The 25145-nt window shown below is 72.3% G+C and carries 18 protein-coding genes; 7 read left to right on the top strand and 11 right to left on the bottom strand.

Annotation, left to right across the window (positions count from 1 at the left end; genetic code table 11):
• The gene (locus SYYSPA8_RS18310) at nucleotides 1–891 is read right to left on the bottom strand and encodes a tRNA (adenine-N1)-methyltransferase (RefSeq protein WP_323448284.1); all 891 of its coding nucleotides are present in this window, start codon (nucleotides 889–891) and stop codon (nucleotides 1–3) included.
• A 90-nt stretch (nucleotides 892–981) separates the two neighbouring features.
• On the bottom strand, nucleotides 982–2268 hold the full coding sequence (locus tag SYYSPA8_RS18305) for a site-2 protease family protein (protein ID WP_323448283.1): 1287 nt from the start codon (nucleotides 2266–2268) through the stop codon (nucleotides 982–984).
• 46 nt (nucleotides 2269–2314) lie between these two features.
• Between SYYSPA8_RS18305 and SYYSPA8_RS18300 the strand changes: the two genes are divergently transcribed.
• Both SYYSPA8_RS18300 and SYYSPA8_RS18295 read left to right on the top strand, forming a co-directional pair.
• A complete protein-coding gene (locus SYYSPA8_RS18300; RefSeq protein WP_323448282.1) occupies nucleotides 2315–3256 on the top strand; it encodes a RecB family exonuclease in 942 nt (313 codons plus the stop codon).
• An 80-nt stretch (nucleotides 3257–3336) separates the two neighbouring features.
• Entirely contained in the window at nucleotides 3337–4011 is a 675-nt protein-coding gene (locus tag SYYSPA8_RS18295; RefSeq protein WP_323448281.1) for a response regulator transcription factor, read from the top strand.
• Between the two features lie 87 nt (nucleotides 4012–4098).
• On the opposite strand, the gene SYYSPA8_RS18290 is transcribed toward SYYSPA8_RS18295, so the two are convergent.
• The 4 genes from SYYSPA8_RS18290 to metH all read right to left on the bottom strand — a co-directional run bounded on the left by SYYSPA8_RS18290 (nucleotide 4099) and on the right by metH (nucleotide 12961).
• Complete coding sequence (locus SYYSPA8_RS18290) at nucleotides 4099–5685, bottom strand: ABC transporter substrate-binding protein (RefSeq protein WP_323448280.1); 1587 nt, start codon at nucleotides 5683–5685, stop codon at nucleotides 4099–4101.
• Between the two features lie 476 nt (nucleotides 5686–6161).
• Complete coding sequence (locus SYYSPA8_RS18285; protein ID WP_323448279.1) at nucleotides 6162–6893, bottom strand: HAD family hydrolase; 732 nt, start codon at nucleotides 6891–6893, stop codon at nucleotides 6162–6164.
• Nucleotides 6894–7063: 170 nt separating this feature from the next.
• A complete protein-coding gene (locus tag SYYSPA8_RS18280; protein WP_323448278.1) occupies nucleotides 7064–9166 on the bottom strand; it encodes a glycosyltransferase family 4 protein in 2103 nt (700 codons plus the stop codon).
• Nucleotides 9167–9415: 249 nt separating this feature from the next.
• Nucleotides 9416–12961 (bottom strand): methionine synthase, encoded by a 3546-nt coding sequence (gene metH / locus SYYSPA8_RS18275; protein ID WP_323448277.1) that lies wholly within the window; start codon nucleotides 12959–12961, stop codon nucleotides 9416–9418.
• Between the two features lie 239 nt (nucleotides 12962–13200).
• Here metH and SYYSPA8_RS18270 point away from each other — a divergent pair, with 239 nt between their 5' ends.
• The 5 genes from SYYSPA8_RS18270 (at nucleotide 13201) to SYYSPA8_RS18250 (ending at nucleotide 19164) form a co-directional block, all read left to right on the top strand.
• Nucleotides 13201–13965 carry an IclR family transcriptional regulator gene (locus tag SYYSPA8_RS18270; protein ID WP_323448276.1) on the top strand — a complete coding sequence of 255 codons (765 nt, stop codon included), beginning with the start codon at nucleotides 13201–13203 and terminating at the stop codon, nucleotides 13963–13965.
• Nucleotides 13966–14329: 364 nt separating this feature from the next.
• Nucleotides 14330–15112, top strand: a complete 783-nt coding sequence (locus SYYSPA8_RS18265; RefSeq protein WP_323448275.1) for an MIP/aquaporin family protein — start codon at nucleotides 14330–14332, stop codon at nucleotides 15110–15112.
• A gap of 62 nt (nucleotides 15113–15174) precedes the next feature.
• A complete protein-coding gene (glpK, locus tag SYYSPA8_RS18260; protein WP_323448274.1) occupies nucleotides 15175–16716 on the top strand; it encodes a glycerol kinase GlpK in 1542 nt (513 codons plus the stop codon).
• Between the two features lie 15 nt (nucleotides 16717–16731).
• Complete coding sequence (locus SYYSPA8_RS18255) at nucleotides 16732–18342, top strand: glycerol-3-phosphate dehydrogenase/oxidase (RefSeq protein WP_323448273.1); 1611 nt, start codon at nucleotides 16732–16734, stop codon at nucleotides 18340–18342.
• A 150-nt stretch (nucleotides 18343–18492) separates the two neighbouring features.
• The gene (locus SYYSPA8_RS18250; RefSeq protein WP_323448272.1) at nucleotides 18493–19164 is read left to right on the top strand and encodes a FadR/GntR family transcriptional regulator; all 672 of its coding nucleotides are present in this window, start codon (nucleotides 18493–18495) and stop codon (nucleotides 19162–19164) included.
• 17 nt (nucleotides 19165–19181) lie between these two features.
• Here SYYSPA8_RS18250 and SYYSPA8_RS18245 read toward each other — a convergent pair whose 3' ends face one another.
• The 5 genes from SYYSPA8_RS18245 to SYYSPA8_RS18225 form a co-directional block, all read right to left on the bottom strand.
• Nucleotides 19182–20207: an ABC transporter permease gene (locus SYYSPA8_RS18245; protein ID WP_323448271.1), complete on the bottom strand. Its 1026-nt coding sequence runs from the start codon at nucleotides 20205–20207 to the stop codon at nucleotides 19182–19184.
• Nucleotides 20204–21844, bottom strand: coding sequence for a sugar ABC transporter ATP-binding protein (locus SYYSPA8_RS18240; protein ID WP_323448270.1), 1641 nt, complete (start codon nucleotides 21842–21844; stop codon nucleotides 20204–20206). The genes SYYSPA8_RS18245 and SYYSPA8_RS18240 overlap by 4 nt, the downstream gene beginning before the upstream one ends.
• The gene (locus SYYSPA8_RS18235; protein ID WP_323448269.1) at nucleotides 21841–22884 is read right to left on the bottom strand and encodes a sugar ABC transporter substrate-binding protein; all 1044 of its coding nucleotides are present in this window, start codon (nucleotides 22882–22884) and stop codon (nucleotides 21841–21843) included. Before SYYSPA8_RS18235 ends, SYYSPA8_RS18240 begins: the two co-directional genes overlap by 4 nt.
• Nucleotides 22885–22956: 72 nt before the next feature.
• Nucleotides 22957–23733, bottom strand: coding sequence for an SDR family NAD(P)-dependent oxidoreductase (locus SYYSPA8_RS18230; protein ID WP_323448268.1), 777 nt, complete (start codon nucleotides 23731–23733; stop codon nucleotides 22957–22959).
• Complete coding sequence (locus SYYSPA8_RS18225; protein WP_323448267.1) at nucleotides 23730–25061, bottom strand: enolase C-terminal domain-like protein; 1332 nt, start codon at nucleotides 25059–25061, stop codon at nucleotides 23730–23732. Before SYYSPA8_RS18225 ends, SYYSPA8_RS18230 begins: the two co-directional genes overlap by 4 nt.
• Nucleotides 25062–25145: the final 84 nt, after the last annotated feature.

Here is a 25145-nt window from a genome sequence, read left to right as displayed (position 1 = left end):
TCAGCTGTTCTTGTTGGGGCCCTCGTAGTCGTCGCCGTAGGCGCCCTTGGCCGGGCGGCGGCGGCGCATCGGCGGCTCCACCCCGTCGGCGAGCCGGCGGGCGGTGACGAGGAAGCCGGTGTGGCCGATCATGCGGTGATCCGGGCGGACGGCGAGTCCTTCGACATGCCAGTTGCGGATCATGGACTCCCACGGCTGCGGCTCGGCGAAGCAGCCGATCTCGCGGATGGACTCGACGGTCCGGGCGAGCTGGGTGGTCGTGGCCACGTAGCAGCAGACGATGCCGCCGGGGACGAGCGCCTTGGAGACGGCGTCCAGGCACTCCCAGGGGGCGAGCATGTCGAGGACGACCCGGTCGACGTCGGTGTCGCTGAGGTTGTCCTGAAGGTCGCCCACGGTGAGCTGCCAGGCGGGGTGGGGGCCGCCGAAGTAGCGCTCCACGTTCTGCTGGGCGATCTCGGCGAAGTCGGCGCGGCGCTCGTAGGAGTGGAGCATGCCGTGGTCGCCGATGGCGCGGAGCAGGAAGGCGCTCAGGGAGCCCGAGCCCACGCCGGCCTCGACGACGCGGGCGCCGGCGAAGATGTCGGCGAAGGCCAGGATCTGCCCCGCGTCCTTGGGGTAGACCACGGCGGCGCCGCGGGGCATGGACAGGACGTAGTCGGGGAGCAGGGGGCGCAGCGCGAGGTAGGCGACGTTTCCCGTGGTTCGGACAACACTGCCCTCGGGAGAGCCGATCAGCTCGTCGTGCGGGAAGGACCCCTTGTGGGTGTGGAAGTTCTTCCCGGCTTCGAGCGTGAACGTGTAGTGGCGTCCCTTGGGATCGGTGAGCTGGACCTGGTCCCCGACCTTGAAGGGCCCGCGTCGGCGGGCGGCACCGGTCGGTTCGGACATGTGACCAGGGTACCGGGCGTACGGGCGGGCTGCGGACACGGTCACGCCCCACCCGCCCCACCGACCACAGGGACGGTGGGGCGCGTGGGGTCAGTGGTGGTGGTCGGAGGGGCGGGCCATGGCGGCGACGAAGGCGCGCTCGACATCGGCGGTGGCGAGGACCCCGTAGATCTCGCCGGTCCCCTCGACGACGAGGTATTCGGTGGCGGGGGTGGAGCGCAGGCGGTCCAGGAGTGCTTCGCCGGAGAGGTCGGCGGGGATCCGCATGCCGTCGTTGAGGTCCTGGGCGAGCCCGCCGACGGCGACCCAGGGGCGGCGGTGCTCGGGCACGCCGACGATGGCGGCCTCGCGGACGAGTCCGATGGGCTCGCCCTGGCCGTCCACGACGACGAGGGCGCGGGCGCCGGCCTCGTTGGCGCGGCGCAGCGCCTCGGAGAGGGGGGTGTCGGACTCGACGGGGACCGCGCGCCGGGTGAGGGTGCGGGCGGCCAGCTCGGGGAGGTGTTCGCGCAGCCGGGCCATCCGCAGGCTGTTGCCGGCGCCGGTCCAGATGATGGCGGCGAGGATGGCCGCGAGGAGCGCGTCGGTGACGGTCTCGGTGCCGCCGATCTTCTGGGTGGGGTTGCCGAGGGCGCCGGTGTGGGTGAGGAGGGGGAGGCCGATGAGGACGGCGACGGCGAGGCCGCGGCCCACCCAGGCGGCGGCGACGGTGCCGCTCATCGGCTTGCCGGTGATCTTCCAGACGACGGCGCGGAGCATCCGGCCGCCGTCGAGCGGCAGTCCGGGCAGCAGGTTGAAGGCGGCGACGATCAGGTTGGAGATCATCAGTCCGGCGAGCAGCACACCGGGGACGGTGCCGGGCTCGACGGCCTGCATGGCGAGGTAGAAGACGCCCGCGAGGACGAGGGAGAACAGGGGGCCGACGAAGGCGAGGACGAACTCGCGGCCGGGGGTCTCGGACTCCTTCTCGATCTCGGAGACGCCGCCGAAGAACTGGAGCTGGATCCGCCGTACGGGGAGCTTGTAGCGGAGGGCGACGACGGTGTGGGCCAGCTCGTGGACGAGCACCGAGGCGTAGAACGCGACGGCGAAGAAGAGGGCGACGAGGTAGCGGGCGTTGCCCAGCTCGGGCAGGACGCGGTCGAGCTGGCCGCCGAAGACCCAGGTGATCAGGGCGGCGACGAGGAACCAGCTGGGGGCGACATAGACGGGGACGCCGAAGGGGCGGCCCATGAGGATGCCGCCGCCGGGCCCGTCGGGGCGCTTGCGCCCGGGGTCGGGGGTGCCGTGGGGCTTGCCGCTCCCATCGCCCGGTCCGCTCCCTGGGGAATCGGCGCGGGAGCGCTCGGGCTCGTCTCGGGTGCCGTCCTCGTTCACGGGTTCCCTTCGGGGTGCGGGGTGGGTGCGGTGGCCTCTCCCGTCGATGGTATTGCGCTCGCTGTCAGTGGCGGGCCGTAGGGTCGTGGTCATGAGTACGGGTGAAGGGGTCGCGGCGGGCAGGCCGCCGGTGTCGTTGTCGCCGTCCCGGGCGAGCGATTTTATGCAGTGTCCGCTTCTGTATCGGTTTCGGGTGATCGACCGGCTGCCGGAGCGGCCGAGCCCCGCGGCGACGCGGGGGACGCTGGTGCACGCGGTGCTGGAGCGGCTCTTCGACGTCCCGGCGGCCGAGCGGACGGCGGAGCGGGCGCGGGCGCTGGTGCCGGGGCAGTGGGAGCGGCTGCTCGCGGACCGCCCCGAGCTGGCGGAGCTGTTCGCCAAAGCCGCCGACGCGGCGGTTCCGGGGGAGGACACCGCGCAGGCCGCGGGCGAGCGGCTCGCGGAGTGGCTGGCGCAGGCGGAGTCGCTGGTGGAGCGGTGGTTCTCGCTGGAGGACCCGACGCGCCTGGAGCCGGCGGAGCGGGAGATGTTCGTCGAGGTCGCGCTGGAGTCTGGGCTGCGGCTGCGGGGCGTGATCGACCGGGTGGACGTGGCGCCGACGGGCGAGGTGCGGATCGTCGACTACAAGACGGGGAAGGCGCCCCGCCCGGAGTACAGCGAGGGCGCGCTGTTCCAGATGCACTTCTACGCGCTGGTGATCTGGCGGCTGAAGGGGGTGGTGCCCCGCCGGCTCCAGCTGGTCTATCTGGGCAGCGGGGACGTGCTGACGTACGACCCGGTCCCGGCGGACCTGGAGCGGGTGGAGCGCAAGCTGCTGGCGCTGTGGGACGCGATCCGGCGGGCGACGGAGTCGGGTGACTGGCGGCCCCGGCCGACCAAGCTGTGCGGGTGGTGCGACCACCAGGCGGTGTGTCCGGAGTTCGGGGGGACGCCGCCGGTGTATCCGCTGAGCGTGCCGTCCCCGGCGGGCCCGGGCGCGGCCGGCTGAGGTTTCCCGGCGTCGCCCGGGCGCGGGTGCCGGCGGCGCGCAGGGCAGAATGGGGGGCGACCGACTGTGAGGAGTTGTCCGTGGCCATCCGCGTTCTGCTGGTCGACGATCAGCCGTTGCTGCGTACCGGTTTCCGCATGATCCTGGAGGCCGAGCAGGAGATCGCGGTCGTCGGGGAGGCCGGGGACGGTCTCCAGGCGCTGGACCAGGTGCGGGCGCTCCAGCCCGATGTGGTGCTCATGGACATCCGGATGCCCCGGATGGACGGGGTGGAGGCGACCCGCCAGATCACCGGCCCGGACCGGGCGGGGCCGGCGAAGGTGCTGGTGCTGACGACCTTCGATCTGGACGAGTACGTGGTGGAGGCGCTGCGGGCGGGGGCGAGCGGCTTTCTGCTGAAGGACGCGCCCGCGCATGAGCTGGTGCAGGCGATCCGGGTGGTCGCGGCGGGCGAGGCGATGCTCGCGCCGAGCATCACCCGGCGGCTGCTGGACAAGTACGCGGGTCATCTGCCGTCGGGCGAGGAGCCGGTGCCGGACACGCTCCAGACCCTCACCGACCGTGAGGTCGAGGTGCTGAAGCTGGTCGCGCGCGGCCTGTCGAACGCGGAGATCGCGGCGGATCTGTTCGTGAGCGAGACGACGGTGAAGACGCATGTGGGGCATGTGCTCACCAAGCTGGGGCTGCGGGACCGGGTGCAGGCCGCGGTGTACGCGTACGAGAGCGGCCTGGTCCGCCCGGGCGCCCAGGGCTGACCGGTACCCGGCACGGCACACGGACGGCGGCGGCCCATCGGGCCGCCGCCGTCCTTCGTCCGTCCCGCGCCGTGGCGGGGCCGCGCGTCAGCTGTCGCTGTCGCTCAGCTCCCACAGCTGGAGGTCGGAGCTGCCGTTGAGCAGGCGCTCGACGCCGTTGACGCCCTTGCGGGAGGCGACGTACTGCTTGCCCTGCCAGATCGGGAGGATGGGTACGTCCTCGGCGATGATCTCCTGGAGCTGGGCGAACTCCTCACCGGCGGAGGTGCGGTCGGCCTTGCGGCGGGAGTCGCGGATCAGCTTGTCGGCGTCGGTGTTGCGGTAGGGCGAGCCGAGGAAGTTGTCCTTCTCCAGGAAGGGCGCGATGTAGTTGTCCGGGTCGGGGAAGTCGGGGACCCAGCCGAGGCCGTAGACGGCGTAGTCACCGTTCTGGCCGGCGCGGAGGTACTGCTTCCAGTCGTGGCCCTTCAGATCGGCCTGGAAGAGTCCGGAGCGGTTGAGCTGGTCCCGGATCAGCTCGTACTCCTTGGCGTTGTACCGGTCGCCGGCGTAGTGGAGCGTCAGCTTCACCGGGGTGTCGATGTTCGCCTCCCCCAGCAGCTTCCGGGCCCGCTTGATGCTGGGGTCGCCGTACTTGTTGTAGAAGACGTTCTTGTGGGCGCCGACGCTCGCCGGGATGAGGGAGTACAGGGGCTCGGCGGTGGCGCTGTAGACCTGGCCGGCGATCTGGCCCCGGTCGATGAGGGTGGCCATGGCCTGGCGGACGGCCTTGTCCTTGACCGAGGGGTGGTCGGTGTTGAAGGCCAGGTACTGGATGGAGAGCCCGGGCAGCTCGGTGAGCTGGACGTCCTTGTTCGGGTTGTCCAGCATGTCCTTGATGTGGGCGGCGGACATCTCCCGGGTGGCGATGTCGATCTCACCCTTCTCCAGGGCGCGGGTCATGGCGCCGGAGTCCGGGAACACCCGCAGCTCGATCTTGTCGTTGTGCAGCTCGATATCGCCGGTGTACGACTTGTTCCGGGTGAAGACGACCTTGGTGACGGCGTCGCCCTTGGTGTGGGCCTTCATCGTGTAGGGCCCGGAGCCGTCGACCTCGAAGCCGTTCCGGAGCTTCTTGCCCTCGTACTTCTTCTTGCTGACGATGGCGGCGGCCGGGGTGGAGAGCTTGAACGGGAAGGTCGCGTCGGGCGTCTTCAGATGGAAGACGAGTTCGCTCTCGCTCTTGACCTCGACGGTGTCGATGTTGGCCAGGAGGGCGGCGGCACCGTTGGAGTCGTTGATGCCGAGGATGCGCTCGACGGAGAACTTGACGTCCTCGGCGGTGATGGCGGTGCCGTCGGAGAACTTCAGTCCGTCGCGGAGCTTGCACCGGTAGCTCTGGGAGGCGTTGTCCGTGAACTCGCAGGACTGGGCCGCGTCGGGGACGGGTTCGCCGCCGCCCCGGGGGGCGTGCATCAGGGTCTGGAGGGTCTGGCGCAGGACGTTCCAGGATCCGGTGTCGTACGCGAACGCCGGGTCGAGGGGCGCGGGGCCGGTCGCGTCGGCGGCGATCTGGTCCGTGGTGCCCACGACCATGGCACCGCCCCCGCCGCCGCTCTCCGTACCGCCGCAGGCGACGAGTACGGGGGCGAGCAGGCCCACCACGGCCGGCAGCACCAGAGTCTTACGGTTCATCCTGGACGTTCTCCTCATCCGGCACCGGGATTTCAGCCTGTACGGGGAGACTCCGCCACGGCCGCCGTGTGGGGCGGTTCGATCGGTCCGGGAGGGCAGGGCGGTCGGCCCTGGCTCGCGGCGGCTGTGCGGCCGCCGGGGCGCGTCCGGGGGGTGCGGCGAAGACCCGCGATGAGATTAGTCGGCGTGCGGAGGAGGGTGTCACCGGGCCGGGGCCGCCGGCGCGGGGGGCCGTGTTCGCTGGGTGACGGGTCGTATCGGCAGGGGGACGGCCCGCCGGAGAACGTTTCGTACACGTACCCATGAAAGCGGACACTTCTCCCCGCCGGGAGGGCTCCCGCGAGGGACGTCAATACCGGTGACAGCCGGTCCGGATAGGGGTTCGGTGATGAATGTCACGCCGCCAATCCGGCCGGAAAGACCGGATCGACGCAGTTCAGCGCGGTGCGGAGGCCGGAAAGCCGGTGGCGGGCCGGTCAGCCCGCGGCGGTGATGAGCGTCCGGAGGACCCCGAGGTCGACCTCTTCGAGGGAGCGGACGACGAGCCGGCCCTCGGCGGGGGCGATGGGCGCCACGGAGGGGACGGCGACCACCCGGCAGCCGGCGGCCTCGGCGGAGGCGACCCCGGTGGCGGTGTCCTCGATCACGGCGCAGCGGGCGGGCTCGGCCCCCAGCTCGCGGGCGGCGACGAGATACGGGTCGGGGTGCGGCTTGGTGCGGGGCACCTCGTCGCCGGCGACGGAGAGCGCGAAGTGGCCGGGGCCGAGGGAGGCGAGCACCCGGTCGATGATGCGGCGGTGGGAGGCGGAGACCAGCGCGGTGGGGATGCGGTGCGCGGTGAGTTCGGCGAGGAGTTCGGCCGCGCCGGGCATCAGCGGCACGCCGCGGTCGATGCGGGCCTCGAAGCGGTCGTTGAGCAGGACGGTCAGCTCGGGGAGGGTGATGTCGGCGCCGGTGGCCTCGATGAGATAGCCGGCGCTGCGGCTCATGGGGCCGCCGACGACGACATCGCGCCATGCCTCGTCCAGCCGGTGGCCGAGTCCTGCGAAGACCTCGACCTCGGCGTCCCACCAGAAGCCCTCGGTGTCGACGAGGGTGCCGTCCATGTCGAGGAGGACGGCGGCGAGCCCGGGGGCGGCGTGCGTCCGGAGACCCGGGCGGCCGTCCTCGGCGGGGCGGGTCAGGGACGCGGGGACCGTGCTGGTCATCGGCACACCTCCGGTGGGGACGAGAAGGCCGGCCACCCTCCCCGTGGCTGTTCCCGGGGACGGGCGACCGGCCTGCGCTGGACCGACCAGTGTACGACTCGTGCGGCGCGGGTGCGCCCTGTGCCGGATGGGGCGCTCCCCGGGGAGGGGGCGGCTCTTCCGTCCGGGTGTCAGCCGGTGGCGGCCGGCAGGTCGACCACGTTGACGGAGAGGTCGTTGTGGACGGTGAAGTAGGGCCGTACGCGGGCCCGGCCCCGGGAGGTCTCCTCGACCACGGTGATCGGGTACGCGTAGACCTCCTTGCGGTCCTTGACGTCGCCGAACCAGGCGCCGACGCGGACCGGTCCCTCCACTCCGGCGACCCGCAGGGTCAGGTCCCACAGGTCCTGCTCGGCGAAGCGGTGGGCGGCGGGGGCGGCGGCATCGACGGTGAAGTGCACACTGCCGTCGGGGGCCGCGGTGCAGGGCAGGTCGATCGCGGGGGCCGGCCCGGCCCGGTGGGTGAGCACCGCCGCCTCGACACGGCCGGTGGCCCCGTACACACGGCAGGTGACGGTGATCCGGCCGTCGCCGATGTCGATCCGCTCGGTCTCGGCGTGCACGGGGGCCTGCCGGACCCGCAGGGCGAGATAGCCGTCGACGGTGGTGTACGGCAGCCGGGCGACGACCGGGGAGGCGTCCTGGGGCGGGCGGGCCTCGATGAGGGCGCGGACGTCGAGGAGGTGGGAGCGGAGCCGGTTGCGGGTGCCGTCGGCGCGCAGGACGTGGAAGTCCCAGGTGTCCTCGCGCAGCGCGGCGTGGGTGGTGAGGCGGGCGACGGGCGCCGGTCCCTCCCCCAGCGGCAGGACGACGGTGTCCTGCCGCTCCGTGGCGTTCTTCTCGCCCCGGCGTTCCAGCAGGACGGTGCCGTCGGCGGCCTTCGACGCGGGCGTGGGCCGGATCTCGATGGCCAGGTCGTCGAGGCAGGTCAGGGCGGCCGACGCGGTCTTCGGGACGGCCTTCTTCGCCGGGGCCTGCCCGCTCTTCGCGGTCCCGGCCTTCGCGGCGGGCTTGGCGGCCGTCTTCGGGGCGGGCTTGGCCGCGGGCCTGGGCTTGAGCAGGCGCCGCAGCTCGCGCAGGGAGCGCTTCAGGGGTCCGCCCGCGCGGCGCGTGCGGAGCTTCTGGAAGAGTTCCTCGTACCGCTCGGCGACGACGGCGGGGTCGAAGCGGGCGGCGTTGCGCAGGGCGGCGCGGCCCATGGTGGTGCGCAGTTCCTCGTCGCGGATCAGGTCGAGGAGGGCCGCGGCGATGGCGTCGGTGTCGCCGACGGGGACGAGCCGGCCGTCCTCGCCGTCGCGGATGATCTCGCGGGGGCCGAGCGGGCAGTCGGTGGAGACGACGGGGACGCCGCAGCGCATCGCCTCCACGATGGTCATGCCGAACGACTCGCTCTCGGAGGTGACGGCGGCGATGGAGCCCTTCGCCCACTCGGCCTCGATCGGGGAGGCGAGGCCCATCAGGAAGACCTGGTTGCAGAGGCCGAGTTCATTGATGAGGGACCGCAGCTTGGCGCGCTCACCGCCCTGGCCGTAGATCCGCAGCGTCCAGTCGGGGTGCTCGGCGGCGACCTTGGCGAAGGCGCGCACGAGGTCGTCGTAGCGCTTGAGGGCGGCGAGCCGGCCGGCGGCGACGACGGTTCTGGAGCGGCCGTCGGCGGGGCGGACCAGGGGCTCGGGAACGCTGTTGGGTATCGCCACGACCGGCAGGCCGGGGATCTTCATCTCCGTGCGGTAGTTCTCCGCGTCGGCCTCGGAGACGGTCACGAAGCCGTCGAGCCGCGCGTAGTGGGTGCGCAGTTCGGCGGTGAGGGGCGCGGGGTGGGAGGCGAGGGTGACGTGCTCCTGGCCGATGCGCAGGGTCGCGTCGCCGGCGAGGGCGGCGACGTAGACGTTGAGGCCGGGGCGGGTGCCGACGGCGATGTCGGGCCGGGCCTTCTCGAAGTACGCGGCGACCTTCCGGTCGCACAGGACGCTGTACTGGCGGTAGCGCGTCTCGTCCTTGGGGAAGACCTCCGCCGGGGTCTCCCGCCAGGTGGCGTGCTCCTCGGAGCGGGTGTCGACGAGGGGGACGACCTTGATGCGGGGGTCGATCGCGAAGAGGGAGGTGTCGCGGTCCCGGAAGATCGAGACGATCTCCACGTCGTGGTGGTCGGCCAGCGCCGTGGCGAGGTTGATCGTGGTCCGGTTGGTGCCGCCGAGCCCGTAGACGTTGTGTATGAGGAAAGCGATTTTCATCGTGGTGTCCCCCCGGTTGCCAGCCCCTGGTCGTTGACCGCGGCGGTTCCGGTTGGGGTGGTCGGGAGCCGAGCGGTGGACCGCCCTGATCGCCGTGGCAGCCGGGGGGCGTCCGCCGTCTGCCCGGCGCCTCCCCGGTGGTCAGGAGATCCCGGTCCGGATCCTACGTGACTGCATTCATCACGCAACTTTCGGGTTTACGCGCAGGCCAGGGGCCCGGCCCCGAGCAGGGCCGGGCCGGGTGCACCGTCAGCGGGCGTTGAAGTACTTCGCCTCGGGGTGGTGGATCACGATGGCGTCGGTGGACTGCTCGGGGTGGAGCTGGAACTCCTCGGACAGCTGTACGCCGATACGTTCCGGCTGGAGCAGGTCGGCGATCTTCGCCCGGTCCTCCAGGTCGGGGCAGGCCCCGTAGCCGAGGGAGAAGCGCGCGCCCCGGTACTTGAGGGCGAACATGTCCTCGACGTCGGCGGGGTCCTCGCCGGCGAAGCCGAGTTCGGCGCGGACGCGGGCGTGCCAGTACTCGGCGAGGGCCTCGGCGAGCTGGACGGAGAGCCCGTGGAGTTCGAGGTAGTCACGGTAGGAGTCGGAGGCGAAGAGTTCGGCGGTGGCCTCGCCGATCTTCGAGCCGACGGTGACGACCTGGAGACCGACGACATCGATCTCGCCGGACTCCTCGGGGCGGAAGAAGTCGGCGAGGCAGAGCCGGCGGCCCCGGCGCTGGCGGGGGAAGGAGAAGCGGGTGCGCTCGGAGCCGTCCTCGTTGAGGAGGATCAGGTCGTCGCCCTTGGAGACGCAGGGGAAGTAGCCGTAGACGACGGCGGCTTCGAGGAGGCCGCGGGTGTGGAGCTGGTCGAGCCAGCCCCGCAGCCGGGGGCGGCCCTCGGTCTCGGCCAGCTCCGCGTAGTCGGGGCCGTCGCCCGCGCGGTTCTGCTTGAGGCCCCACTGCCCCTTGAAGAGGGCGCCCTCGTCCAGCCAGGAGGCGTACTCCTTGAGCTGGATGCCCTTGATCACCCGGGTGCCCCGGAAGGGGGGCTCGGGGATCGGGTTGTCGGTGGCGACGTCGGAGCGGACGGAGCCCTCTTCGGGGCGCTCCTCGACGACGGCGGTGGCCGCGGCGGGCCGCACCCGGCGCTGCTTCAGCTCGGGCAGGGTGGCGCCGGGGACCCCGCGCTTGACGGCGATGAGGGCGTCCATCAGGCGCAGTCCCTCGAAGGCGTCGCGGGCGTAGCGGACCTCTCCCTCGTAGATCTCGTGGAGGTCCTGCTCGACATAGGCGCGGGTGAGGGCGGCGCCGCCGAGAATCACGGGGTAATCGGCGGCCATCTTGCGCTGGTTCAGCTCCTCCAGGTTCTCCTTCATGATCACGGTGGACTTCACCAGGAGTCCGGACATCCCGATCACGTCGGCGCGGTGTTCCTCGGCGGCTTCGAGGATCGCGGACACGGGCTGCTTGATCCCGAGGTTGACCACGTTGTAGCCGTTGTTGGAGAGGATGATGTCCACGAGGTTCTTGCCGATGTCGTGGACGTCGCCGCGGACGGTGGCGAGCACGATGGTGCCCTTGCCCTCGGCGTCCGACTTCTCCATGTGCGGCTCCAGATAGGCCACCGCGTTCTTCATCACCTCGGCGGACTGGAGCACGAACGGCAGCTGCATCTGGCCGGATCCGAAGAGTTCACCGACGACCTTCATGCCCTCCAGGAGGGTGTCGTTGACGATCGCGAGGGCGGAGCGCTCGCCCAGCGCCTCGTCCAGGTCGGCTTCGAGGCCGTTCTTCTCGCCGTCCACGATCCGCCGGCGCAGCCGCTCCTCCAGCGGCAGCGCGGCCAGCTCCTCGGCCTTGCCCGCCTTGAGCGACTTGGCGGTGGCGCCCTCGAAGAGCGCCATCAGCTTCTGGAGCGGGTCGTACCCCTCGGCGCGGCGGTCGTAGATGAGGTCCAGCGCGGTGGAGACCTCCTCCTCCTCGAAGCGCGCGATCGGCAGGATCTTCGAGGCGTGGACGATGGCGGAGTCCAGTCCGGCCTTGACGCACTCGTCCAGGAAGACGGAGTTGAGCAGGATCCGGGCGGCCGGGTTGAGGCCGAAGGAGATGTTGGACAGGCCCAGCGTGGTCTGCACGTCGGGGCGGCGGCGCTTGAGTTCGCGGATGGCCTCGATGGTGTTGATGCCGTCCTTGCGGGACTCCTCCTGCCCGGTGCAGATGGTGAAGGTGAGGGTGTCGATGAGGATGTCGGACTCGTGGATGCCCCAGTTGTCCGTGAGGTCGGTGATCAGCCGCTCGGCGATGGCGACCTTGTGCTCGGCGCTGCGGGCCTGGCCCTCCTCGTCGATGGTGAGGGCGATCAGGGCGGCGCCGTGCTCCTGGGCGAGCCGGGTGACCTGGGCGAAGCGGGACTCGGGGCCGTCGCCGTCCTCGTAGTTCACCGAGTTGATCACGGCCCGGCCGCCCAGCTTCTCCAGGCCGGCGCGGATGACGGCGACCTCGGTGGAGTCCAGGACGATGGGCAGGGTGGAGGCGGTGGCGAAGCGGCCGGCCAGCTCGGCCATGTCGGCGACGCCGTCCCGGCCGACGTAGTCGACGCAGAGGTCGAGCATGTGCGCGCCCTCGCGGATCTGGTCGCGGGCGATCTCCACACAGTCGTCCCAGCGGGCCTGGAGCATGGCGTCGCGGAACTTCTTGGAGCCGTTGGCGTTGGTGCGCTCGCCGATGGCCATGTACGAGGTGTCCTGGCGGAACGGCACCGTCTGGTAGAGGGAGGCCGCGCCGGGCTCGGGGCGGGGCTCGCGCTCGGCGGGCACGAGGCCCCGGACGCGTTCGACGACCTGCCGCAGATGCTCCGGCGTGGTGCCGCAGCAGCCGCCGATCAGGGAGAGCCCGTACTCGCGGACGAAGGTCTCCTGGGCGTCGGCCAGTTCCGCCGGGGAGAGCGGGTAGTGGGCGCCGTCCTTGCCGAGGACCGGCAGGCCCGCGTTCGGCATGCAGGAGAGCGGGATCCGCGAGTGGCGGGCGAGATAGCGCAGGTGCTCGCTCATCTCGGCCGGGCCGGTGGCGCAGTTCAGGCCGATCATGTCGATGCCCAGGGGCTCCAGGGCGGTGAGCGCGGCGCCGATCTCGGAGCCCAGCAGCATGGTGCCGGTGGTCTCGACGGTGACGGAGACGATCAGCGGCAGGTGGGTGCCGGTCGCCTCCAGGGCGCGGCGGGCGCCGATGACGGACGCCTTGGTCTGGAGCAGGTCCTGCGTGGTCTCGACGAGCAGCGCGTCGGCGCCGCCGGCGATCATGCCCTCGGCGTTGCTCTGGTAGGCGTCGCGCAGCGCGGTGTAGGGGGCGTGGCCGAGGGTGGGGAGCTTGGTGCCGGGGCCCATGGAGCCCAGCACCCAGCGCTGTGCCCCGGTGGACGCGGTGTAGCTGTCGGCGGTCTCCCGCGCGATCCGGGCGCCCGCCTCGGACAGCTCGTACACCCGTTCGGGGATGTCGTACTCGCCGAGGGCGGCGAGGTTCGCGCCGAACGTGTTGGTCTCGACGCAGTCGACGCCGGCGTCGAAGTAGGCCGCGTGCACCGAGCGGACGATGTCGGGGCGGGTGACGTTGAGGATCTCGTTGCAGCCTTCGAGGTCCTGGAAGTCCTCCAGCGTCGGGTCCTGCTCCTGGAGCATGGTGCCCATCGCGCCGTCGGCGACGACGACCCTGGTGGCGAGTGCCTCACGGAGGGCGTCGATCCGGGCCCGGGCGTCGGCGGGAGGCCGGGGCGCGGCGGCGGAAGGGGCGGAAGAGGTCGGCAGCGTGGCCATGGAAAGTGCTCCCTGGGGTGCGACGGCTGTCGGCTTTGCGGCCTCCGGTGGGAGGGCGCACGGCCCCAGCGTAGCCGGGCGGGCCGTGGAGCGGACCGGGTGTCCCAGCGTGCGGACTCCTGGTGGCCTGGGGTTTCTGTGTGCGCCCGACCGCGAGATACTGCACTTCACACAGACCGTGGTCGGCATCGACCAATAGTGTTCAGCATTGTCGAATCGCAGTGGGGAAGGGTCGACCGATGGCGAAGAACATCCAGTCGCTGGAGCGCGCGGCGGCGATGCTGCGGCTGCTCGCGGGCGGGGAACGGCGACTGGGGCTGTCCGACATCGCCTCCTCGCTCGAACTGGCCAAGGGGACGGCCCACGGAATCCTGCGCACCCTCCAGGCGGAGGGCTTCGTGGAGCAGGACCCGGCGTCGGGGCGGTACCAGCTGGGGGCGGAGCTGCTGCGGCTGGGCACGGGCTATCTGGACGTGCACGAGCTGCGGGCGCGCGCCCTGGTCTGGACGGACGACCTGGCCAGGTCGTCCGGGGAGAGCGTCCATCTGGGGGTGTCGCACCAGCGGGGCGTGCTCATCGTCCACCACGTCTTCCGCCCGGACGACAGCCGGCAGGTGCTGGAGGTGGGGGCGATGCAGCCGCTGCACTCCACGGCGCTGGGGAAGGTGCTGGCGGCGTACGACCCGGTGGCGCACACGGAGGCGGTCGAGGTGGAGCGGGAGTCCTTCACCCCGTGGACGGTGACGGAGCTGGAGCCGTTCGAGGAGACGCTGACGCTGACCCGGGCGCGGGGCTGGGCGGCCGACGTGGAGGAGACCTGGGACGGGGTGGCGGCGGTGGCGGCGCCCATCCACGACCGGCGGCGGATGCCCGTGGGGGCGGTGGCGATCACGGGGCCGGTGGAGCGGATCTGCGAGGGCCGTGAGCTGCGCTCGGAGCTGGTGGCGTCGGTACGGGAGTGCGCCCGCGCGGTCTCGCGGGACCTGGGCGCCGGGCGGTTCTGAGGCACTGCCGGGGGGAGCGTCCGTCACGTGTCCGGGGGCGGCGGGCGGGCGGCTCCGGGGCGGCCGCCGGGATCGGTCACCCCCGGCGCGCGCCGCCCCCCGGACACGTAACGGGCATGCCGGGCGTTCCGGGCCCCGCTGCCGCATCATCGATAACGATCGGGGTTTCGGCCACTCGACCCTTGACGGCTTGTTTACCAGGGGCAAAACTGCCGTTCATCGGTCGGCATTGTCGAACACCTACCGGAAATACCCGCTAGAGTGTGACAAGCGCCAAGGGCCGGTAACGCCCTCACCTGAGGGCGCGGATCACCGGTGGGACCCGGGATCCGCCTTCCCCTGGACGAAGGACAAAGGAGTCGCGGTGTCCAGCTCCGACATCTTTATCGGCGAGACGATCGGAACGGCTGTTCTGATCCTGCTCGGCGGCGGCGTGGTCGCCGCCGTCACCCTCAAGCATTCCAAGGCGCGCGGTGCCGGCTGGCTCGCCATCACCTTCGGGTGGGGCTTCGCCGTCATGACGGCCGTCTACATGACGACCTCCCTCTCCGGCGCCCATCTCAACCCGGCCGTCACCTTCGGTATCGCGATCAAGGACGGGACCTGGGACAAGGTCCCCGTCTACCTCGCCGGCCAGCTCCTCGGCGCGATGATCGGCGCGGCCCTGGTCGTCCTGACCTACTACGGCCAGTTCCTCTCGCACCTCACCGACCGCGAGATCATCGGCGACCCGGCCGACAAGCCCATCGAGGGCGCCCCGGGCAAGAGCGCCGGCCCGGTCCTGGGCATCTTCTCCACCGGGCCCGAGATCCGCGTCGTCTGGCAGAACCTCGCCACCGAGATCATCGGCACCGCCGTGCTGGTGCTCGCCGTCCTCACGCAGGGCCTGAACGCCGAGGGCAAGGGCCTGAGCACCCTCGGCGCGCTGATCACCGCCTTCGTCGTCGTCGGTATCGGCCTCTCGCTGGGCGGCCCCACCGGCTACGCCATCAACCCCGCCCGTGACCTGGGCCCCCGTATCGTCCACGCCCTGCTGCCGCTGCCCAACAAGGGCGGCTCCGACTGGGGCTACGCCTGGATTCCCGTCGTCGGCCCGCTGGCCGGTGGCGCACTCGCCGCGGGTATCTACAACCTCGCGTTCGCCTGAGCGGTGACCCCCATGCCGCACAGGTACAGCCGTATCCCCAACGACACGAGCAGGAGCAACCCGTGAGCGACACCCAGAGCACCGGCACCCACGGACACGGGCCGTTCATCGCGGCCATCGACCAGGGCACGACCTCCAGCCGCTGCATCGTCTTCGACAAGGACGGCCGGATCGTCTCGGTCGACCAGAAGGAGCACGAGCAGATCTTCCCGAAGCCGGGCTGGGTCGAGCACAACGCCACCGAGATCTGGGCCAACGTCCAGGAGGTCGTGGCGGGCGCCCTCGACAAGGCCGGCATCACCGCCGCCGACGTCAAGGCCATCGGCATCACCAACCAGCGCGAGACCACCCTGATGTGGGACAAGGCGACCGGTGAGCCCGTCCACAACGCCATCGTCTGGCAGGACACCCGTACCGACGCGCTCTGCAAGGAGCTGGGCCGCAACGTCGGCCAGGACCGCTTCCGCCGCGAGACCGGGCTGCCGCTGGCCAGCTACTTCTCCGGCCCGAAGGTCCGCTGGCTGCTCGACAACGTCGAGGGCCTGCGCGAGCGCGCCGAGCGCGGCGAGATCCTCTTCGGCACCATGGACTCCTGGGTCATCTGGAACCTGACCGGCGGAGCGAACGGCGGCGTCCACGTCACCGACGTCACCAACGCCTCCCGCACCATGCTGATGAACCTGTACTCCCTCCAGTGGGACGACAAGATCCTCAGCTCCATGGAGATCCCGGCGGCGGTCCTGCCCGAGATCCGCTCCTCCGCCGAGGTCTACGGCCTCGCCAAGGGCGGCATCCTCGACGGCATCCCCGTCGCCTCCGCGCTCGGCGACCAGCAGGCGGCCCTCTTCGGCCAGACCTGCTTCTCCGAGGGCGAGGCCAAGTCCACCTACGGCACCGGCACCTTCATGCTGATGAACACCGGCCAGACGCCGGTGAACTCGTACAACGGACTGCTGACCACCGTCGGCTACCGCATCGGCGACCAGGCCCCGGTCTACGCCCTGGAGGGCTCGATCGCGGTCACCGGTTCGCTGGTGCAGTGGATGCGCGACCAGATGGGCCTGATCAAGTCCGCGGCCGAGATCGAGACCCTGGCCCTGTCCGTCGAGGACAACGGCGGCGCGTACTTCGTGCCCGCCTTCTCCGGCCTCTTCGCCCCCTACTGGCGCTCCGACGCCCGGGGCGTGATCGCCGGCCTGACCCGGTACGTCACCAAGGCGCACATCGCCCGTGCCGTGCTGGAGGCCACCGCCTGGCAGACCCGCGAGATCACCGACGCCATGACCAAGGACTCCGGCGTCGAGCTGACCGCGCTCAAGGTCGACGGCGGCATGACCTCCAACAACCTGCTGATGCAGACCCTCTCGGACTTCCTGGACGCGCCCGTGGTGCGCCCGATGGTCGCCGAGACGACCTGCCTCGGCGCGGCCTACGCCGCCGGTCTGGCCGTCGGTTTCTGGCCGGACACCGACGCGCTGCGTGCCAACTGGCGCCGGGCGGCGGAATGGACCCCGCGCATGGACGCCGACAAGCGCGAGCGCGAGTACAAGGACTGGCTCAAGGCCGTGCAGCGGACCATGGGCTGGATCGACGAGGAAGACTGACGAGGAGCAAGCCACATGACCACCCTGCAGAGCGTTCCCGCCCTCGGGACGCACCCGGCCTCCGGCTCCCTCCCGAGCCGTGCCGAGACCCGGGACCAGCTGTCCAAGGCGTCGTACGACCTCCTGGTCATCGGCGGCGGCATCCTGGGCATCTCCACCGCCTGGCATGCGGCGCAGTCCGGGCTGCGGGTGGCCCTGGTGGACGCCGGCGACTTCGCCGGCGCCACCTCCTCCGCCTCCTCCAAGCTGCTCCACGGCGGTCTGCGCTACCTCCAGACCGGCGCGGTGAAGCTGGTCGCGGAGAACCACTTCGAGCGCCGCGCGGTCTCCCGCGAGGTGGCTCCCCACCTCTCCAACCCGCTCACCTTCTACCTGCCCGTCTACAAGGGCGGTCCGCACGGCGCGGCGAAGCTGGGCGCGGGCGTCTTCGCGTACTCGGCGCTCTCCGCGTTCGGTGACGGCGTCGGCCATGTCATCGGCGCGGCCAAGGCCGCTCGCGACGTGCCCGAGCTGCGCACGGAGAACCTGAAGGCCGTCGCCGTCTACGGCGACGACCAGATGAACGACGCCCGCATGGCGCTGATGACCGTCCGCGCCGCCGCCGAGGCGGGGGCGACCGTCCTCAACCACGCCGAGGTCACCGGCCTGCGCTTCACCAAGGGCCGGGTCACGGGCGCGGAGCTGAAGGACCGCCTCGACGGGACCGAGTTCGGTGTGAGCGCCCGGCTGGTGCTGAACGCCACCGGCCCGTGGGTCGACCACCTGCGCCGCATGGAGGACCCGAACGCGGCCCCCTCGATCCGGCTGTCCAAGGGCGCGCACCTGGTGCTCAAGCGCACCTCGCCGTGGAAGGCGGCGCTGGCGACCCCGATCGACAAGTACCGCATCACCTTCGCCCTCCCCTGGGAGGACATGCTGCTGCTGGGCACCACGGACGAGGAGTTCGAGGGCGACCCGGCGGACGTGTCCGTCACCGAGAAGGACACCGCGCAGATCCTGGACGAGGCCGCGTTCTCCATCCGGGACCAGCAGCTCTCCCGTGACCTGATCACCTACTCGTTCGCGGGTCTGCGGGTGCTGCCGGGCGGTCCCGGCGACACCTCCAAGGCCAAGCGGGAGACCGTGGTCACCGAGGGCGCCGCCGGCATGCTCTCCGTGGCGGGCGGCAAGTGGACGACGTTCCGCCACATCGGCCGCACCATCATGAACAAGCTGGCGGAGCTGCCCGGACAGCCGCTGGCCGAGGACATGGAGCCCATGTCCCGGCTGCCGAAGAAGGTGCCGCTGCCCGGCATAGCCAACCCGGACGCGGTGGCGCACCGCCTCCTCGTCGACGGCGGTACGCCCGGTCCCCGGATGGCGGCGGACACCGCCCGTCACCTGGCGACCCACTACGGCTCGCTCGCCTTCGACATCGCCCGGCTCGCGGGCGGCGACCCGGCGCTCGCGGAGCGGATCCACCCGGACGCCCCGGAGATCTGGGCGCAGGTCGTGTACGCGCGGGACCACGAGTGGGCCGAGACGGCCGACGACGTGCTGCGCCGCCGTACCACCCTGACCATCCGCGGGCTGGCGACGGACGAGATCCGCGGCAAGGTCGACGGTCTGCTCAAGGGCGGTGCCTGAGCCCGGCGCGCGCTGAGGGCACGTACCGAGAACGGCTGAAGCGCGGCCCGGGATGTCCGGAACGCGCCTTGTGGGGCGGCTCCTTCGGGGCCGCCCCACGCTGTACCCTCAGGTCCTCCGATGACTGGCGGGACGAGGGGGCGGGGCGGCATGGCGGTCACCGATGAGGCCATCGAGAAGATCAAGGGAATGATCGTCTCGGGGTCGCTGAGCCCCGGGGACCGGCTGCCCAAGGAGAGCGAACTCGCCGCGGAACTGGGCCTGTCCCGCAATTCGCTGCGGGAGGCGGTGCGCGCGCTCTCGCTCATCCGGATCCTCGACGTCCGCCAGGGCGACGGCACCTATGTGACCAGTCTCGATCCACAGCTGCTGCTGGAGGCGCTGAGCTTTGTCGTGGACTTCCACCGCGACGACACGGTCCTGGAGTTCCTCGCCGTCCGCAGGATCCTGGAGCCGGCGGCCACCGCGATGGCGGCGGCCCGCATCCGGGAACCGGAGCTGGACGCGCTGAGCGCGCAGCTGGACGCCCTGGGGACGCGGCCCTCGGTGGAGGAACTGGTCGCGGCGGACCTGGAGTTCCACCGCGGGATCGTGGCGGCGTCGGGCAACTCGGTGCTCTGCTCCCTGCTGGACGGGCTCTCCGGGCCGACGACCCGGGCCCGGGTGTGGCGGGGGCTGACCCAGGAGGACGCCGTCGTACGGACCCTGCACGAGCACCGGGCGATCCTGGCCGCGCTGCGGGACCGGGACGCGGACGCGGCCCGCTCCTGGGCGACGGTGCACGTGGCGAGCGTGGAGCACTGGCTGCGCTCGACGCTGTGACCCCTCGCGGCAGGGTCTCAGTCCTGCTGCTCGCCGCCGGCCCAGCGGGAGACGACGAGGGCGACGATGATGATCGCCCCGTTGAGGAACTGGTTCCACAGGGCGGGCACCCCGGCGAGCGTCATCACATTCACGACGAGTTGCAGGGTCAGGACGCCGGTGAGGGCCCCGAAGAGGGTGCCCCGGCCGCCCTTGAGGCTGATGCCGCCGATGACGGCCGCGGCGAAGACCTGGAAGATCCAGCCGTTGCCCTGGGTGGCGGCGACGGAGCCGTAGTGGCCGGTGTACAGGACACCGGCGAACGCGGCGAGGACCCCGGCGAGGACGAGGACCACCCACAGGATCCGGTCGGTGCGGATCCCGGCGGCACGGGCGGCCTCGGGGTTGCCGCCGATGGCGTAGAGGGCCCGGCCGTGGCGGTGCCAGGCGAGGAAGGCCCCGCCGGCCGCGTAGAGGCCGAGGCAGATCCAGACGGCGGCGGGGGCGCCGAGCCACTGTGCCCTGCCGAGGTGGCGGAAGGAGCCGGGGACGTCGGTGAGGGACCTGCCCTCGGTGATGCCGATGTGGAGGCCCCGGAGCATGGTGAGCATGCCGAGGGTGGCGATGAAGCCGTTGACGCGGAGCCTCAGCATCAGAAAGGCGTTGACGGCGCCGATGGCGGCGCCGGCCAGCAGACAGAGCGGGATCGCGGTCCAGGTGGGCAGGGCGCCGAGGCCCGCGAACCGGCCGCCGTCGGCGGGGAGCACCAGCCACAGGGCGAGGACGGGCGCGATGCCGATGGTGGACTCCAGGGAGAGGTCCATCCGGCCGCAGACGAGGACGAGGGCCTGGCCGAGGACGAGCAGGCTGAGTTCGGAGGACTGCTGGAGCACGCCGATCAGATTGCCGGAGGTCAGGAAGACCGGCGAGACGATGAAGCCGATCACCATCAGGACGAGGACGACGGGGACGAGGGAGAGATCGCTCCAGCGGACGAAGCGGAGCCGGCCGGGAGCGGTGGCGCTGGCGCCGGCGGTGACGGTGGTGGCGGCGGGCGGGTTCATGGGCCGCTCCCGGGAGTCGGTTCCGGTGGCACGCTCGTCGGCGCTTCCGGTACGGCCGTCGGCGCTTCCGTCGGTGCTTCCGGTACGGTCGCCGTCCCCACCGTCGTCCCTTCCATCGCGGCGACCAGTTCCCGGTCGCTCCAGCCGGTGCCGAAGCGGGCGGCGGGGCGGCCGTGGAACAGTGCGAGGACCCGGTCGCAGATCCGCAGGTCGTCGAGTTCACCGGAGACCAGGACGACCGCCCCGCCCTCGTCGGCGAACCGCCGCACCACCCCGAGCAGGGACTTCTTGGACGTGATGTCCACGCCCGCCGTGGGGGCCACGGCCACGAGCACGCGGGGGCCCCGGGCGAGCGCGCGGGCCACCACGACCTTCTGCTGATTGCCGCCGGACAGCTCCGCGACGCTCTGCCCCGGCCCCCCGGTCCTGATGTCCAGCGCCGTGATCATGGTCTGGGCGAGGGCGCGGGCCCGGGCGGGCAGCACGATCCCGAAGGGCCCGAGCCGCCCGGCGACGGTGAGGGTGGCGTTCTCGGCGACGCTGCGGCCGGGCACCAGACCCTGCCGGTGGCGCTCCTCGGGGACGTAGCCGATCCCGGCGTCGAGCGCGTCGGGCACCCGGCCGGGCCGCACCGCGCGCCCGTCCACGGTGATCCGCCCGGCGGTGGGGGCGCGCATCCCGGCCAGGGTCTCGCCGACGGCGACGGCCCCGGCGGCGGCCGCCCCCGCGAGTCCCAGCACCTCACCGGGGCGGACGGCGAGGTCCAGCGGCCCGTACACCCCGGTGAGGGCGAGTCCTTCGGTACGGAGCAGGGGTGCCCGCTCCCCCGCCGCCGGGGCCGTGGCGGGCGCGGGCGGGCGGGGCGCCGGCCGGCCGCCGTCGCCGGTCATCGCGGCGACGAGTTCCGTACGGCTGAGATCCGCCACCGGGGCGGTGAGGACATGGCGGGCGTCGCGGTAGACGGTGACGGTGGCGCACAGCTCGTACACCTCGGGCAGATGGTGGGAGATGAAGAGGAACGCCACCCCCTGGGAGCCGAGTTCGCGCAGCCGGGCGAAGAGGCGGGCGCCGCCCCGGGCGTCGAGGCGGGCGGTGGGCTCGTCCAGGACGATCAGGCGGGCGCCGAAGGACAGGGCGCGGGCGATCTCCACGAACTGGCGCTGCTCGACGGTGAGGTCCCCCACCCGGGTCCGGGGGTCGACGTCGACCCCGTACGCACCGAGCAGTTCCGCGGCGCGCCGCCGCAGCCGCCGCCAGCCGATGAGGGGACGGCCGGGTTCGAAGCGGCCGAGGAACAGGTTCTCGGCGACGGTGAGGCCGGGCACGGTCATCGGCCTCTGGTGGACGCAGGCGACGCGGGCCCGCCAGGCGGCGGCGTCCCCGTGGGCGGGCGCCGGCCGGCCGGCGAGGGCGACGGTGCCCGCGTCCGGGCGGTGCAGCCCGGTGACCACGCCGACGAGGGTGGACTTGCCGGCGCCGTTGCGGCCGACGAGCGCGTGGGCCTCGCCGGGGGCGACGGTGAGGTCCACCCGGTCGAGGGCGAGGGTGGGCCCGAAGCGTTTGACGATCCCCCGCGCGCGCAGCGCCGGCGGTCCGGTGTCCTGGGGTACGGGGTCCCGGGACGCGGGGGCGGTCATGGGCGGCCCGCCCCCTGGAGCCGGTTGGCCCACAGCGCCGGGTCGTCCACGTTCTCCCGGGTCACCAGCGGCGCCGGAAGCTGGTCCTCCAGCCCGCCGGGGATCCGTACGACGGTGGATCCGTGGTTCGTGGGCCCGGTGGCGAACTTCTTCCCGCCGATGGCGGCCCTGGCGTAGAACAGCGCGTATTTCGCGTACAGATCGGCGGGCTGGGAGACCGTGGCGTCGATCTTTCCGGAGCGGATCGCGTCCAGTTCCTCCGGGATGCCGTCGTTGGAGACGATGGTGATGTGGCCGGGGTCGCCGACGGGCCGCAGCAGGCCGCGCTGTTCCAGCAGGGCCAGCGTGGGCTGGAGGAAGACCCCGCCGGCCTGCATGTAGATGCCGCCGAGGTCGGGGTGGGCGGCCAGGGTGGTCTGGAGCTTGGCGGAGGCCACGTCGCCCTTCCAGTCGGTGGCCAGCTCGAAGACCCGGATGCCGGGGAAGTCGCGTTCCATGCAGGTCCTGAACGCCTCGGAGCGGTCCCGGCCGTTGATGGACGCCAGGTCGCCCTGGAACTCGGCGACCTTCCCCCGCCCCTTGAGCCGTTCGCCGAGGAAGCGGCACGCCTTCTCCCCGTAGGCCCGGTTGTCGGCGCGGACGACCATGTAGACCCGTCCCTCGTCGGGGTGGGTGTCGACGCTGATGACGGGGATCCTCCGCTCGGCGAGGGTGCGCAGCGACTCGGCGACCGCGCCGGTGTCCTGGGGCGCCATCACCACGGCGCGGGCGCCCTGGTCGGTGAGGGTCCGCACATGGGCGACGAGCCGGCCGATGTCGTTCTGGGAGTTGGTCAGGGGCAGGGCCGCGACCGTGCCGCTCTCGACGCCCTTCTCGATGTACTGCTGGTACGAGTTCCAGAAGTCGCTGTCGCTGCGGGGCAGGTCGATGCCCACGCGGGGCTCGCCGGCGCCGTCCCCGGACTCCCGGTTGCAGCCGGTGAGCAGGGTGGCCGCCAGGAGGGCGGCGCAGCCGGCGGCCGTGGTCGTACGCGCTCTCATCCGTTCCGCTCCTTCGCGTCCGTGCGTGCGTCCGTGCGTCCGTGGCGTGCGGGTGGGTGGGGGGGGGCGGGCTCAGGCAGGGGGTCGGACGCGCAGTCCCTGCATGCCGCCGTCGACGGCGAGGGCGGTCCCGGTGACGGCCGCGGCGGCCGGGCTCGCGAGATAGGCGATGGCGGCGGCGACCTCGTCCGGGGAGACCAGCCGTCCGGTGGGCTGGCGGGCGGCCAGGGCGGCGCGCTCGGCGGCGGGGTCGTCGGCCTCATCGAGCAGCCGGCCGATCCAGGGGGTGTCGGCGGTGCCCGGGTTGACGCAGTTGACCCGGATGCCTTCGCGGACGTGGTCGGCGGCCATGGCGAGGGTCAGCGCGAGCACGGCGCCCTTGCTGGCGCTGTAGAGGGCGCGCTGCGGCAGTCCGGCGGTGGCGGCGATGGAGCAGGTGTGGGTGATCGAAACGGCGCCGGGCCGGTCGGCGGCGGCCGTCCGCAGATGGGGCAGGGCGTGGCGGGCGACGCGGACCATGCCGAGCAGATTGACATCGAGGACGTGCCGCCATTCGCCGTCGTCGTTGTCGGCGACGGTGCCGACGGCGCCGATGCCCGCGTTGGAGACGACGGTGTGGAGCCCGCCGAAGGCGGCGGCGGCCCGGTCGACGGCGCGGCGGACGGCGTCGTCGTCGGTGACGTCGGCGGTGAGGGCGAGGGTGCCGTCGGGTGCGCCGGTGGTGTCCCGGTCGAGGACGGCGACCCGGGCGCCCCGGGCGGTGAGCAGCCGGGCGACGGCCGCGCCGATCCCGGAGGCGCCCCCGGTGACCAGGGCGCCGAGCCCGGCGATGTCATGGGCGTCGGTCACGGGGCGATGCCTCCTCGGCTCTCTTCGGCGGCCCGGCGGGCCTGCCAGACGGGTCCTTCGGGGAACCGGTGGGCGGCGATCGACTCGGGGAGCAGCCGGGCGGAGAAGCCGGGGGCCCGGGGGGCGAGGTAGCGGCCCCGGGTGACGACCGCCGGGTCGGTGAAGTGCTCGTGGAGGTGGTCGACGTACTCGATGACCCGGTCCTCCCAGCTGCCGGAGACGGCGACGTAGTCGAACATCGCCAGGTGCTGGACGAGTTCGCAGAGGCCGACGCCGCCGGCGTGCGGGCAGACGGGGACGCCGTACTTGGCGGCGAGGAGCAGGATCGCCAGGTTCTCATTGACACCGGCCACGCGGGCCGCATCGATCTGGACAAAGTCGACCGCGCCGGCCTGGAGGAGCTGTTTGAAGACGACGCGGTTGGCGACGTGTTCGCCGGTGGCGACCTTGACGGGCTGGCCCCGGCGGACGGCGGCGTGGCCGAGGATGTCGTCGGGGCTGGTGGGTTCCTCGATCCAGTGCGGCCGGTAGGGGGCGAGGGCGGTCATCCAGCGGACGGCGTCGGCGACGTCCCAGCGCTGGTTGGCGTCGACGGCGATCCGGACGGTGGGGCCGACGGCGGCGCGGGCGAGCCGCATCCTGCGCACGTCGTCGTCGAGGTCGCCGCCGACCTTCAGCTTGATCTGGCCGAAGCCGCCGGCGACGGCCTCCTTGGCGAGGCGTACCAGCTTCTCGTCGCTGTAGCCGAGCCAGCCGGGGGACGTGGTGTAGGCGGGGTAGCCCTGGGCGCGCAGCCGGGCGGCCCGTTCGGCGCGGCCGGGTTCGGCGGCCCGCAGGATGGCCAGGGCCTCGTCGCGGGTGAGCACGTCGGTGAGATAGCGGAAGTCGACCTGGGCGACCAGTTCCTCCGGTGCCATCCGGGCCAGGAACTCCCAGACGGGCAGCCCGGCGTGGCGGGCGGCGAGGTCCCAGGCGGCGTTGATCACGGCACCGGCCGCCATGTGGGTCACGCCCTTCTCGGGCCCGAGCCAGCGGAGTTGGGAGTCGTGGGTCAGCCGGTGGTGGAGGGCGGCGAGGGCGGCGGGCGTGGTGGGGGCGGGGTGCCGGAGCACGGCGGGGCGCAGGGCCCGGATGGCGGCGGCGGCGATCTCGTTGCCACGGCCGATGGTGAAGCAGAGGCCGTGGCCCTCGGAGCCGTCGTCGGCGCGGATCACCACGTACGCGGCGGAGTAGTCGGGGTCCGGGTTCATGGCGTCGGACCCGTCGAGCTGTTCCGAGGTGGGGAAGCGGATGTCGTGGACCTCGAAACCGGTGACGGTCGGGCTCATGCGCGCACTCCCGGGCGCTCCGAGGGAACAAGCAGGGCAGGGGCAGGGCAGGGGCGGTGAAGGGGTGGGGCGGGACGGCACAGG

The organism is Streptomyces yaizuensis, assembly GCF_034961445.1.
Lineage (GTDB): Bacteria > Actinomycetota > Actinomycetes > Streptomycetales > Streptomycetaceae > Streptomyces > Streptomyces yaizuensis.
The sequence above is the reverse complement of the archived record's forward strand: the minus strand, read 5'-3'. Positions and strand labels throughout refer to the sequence as shown.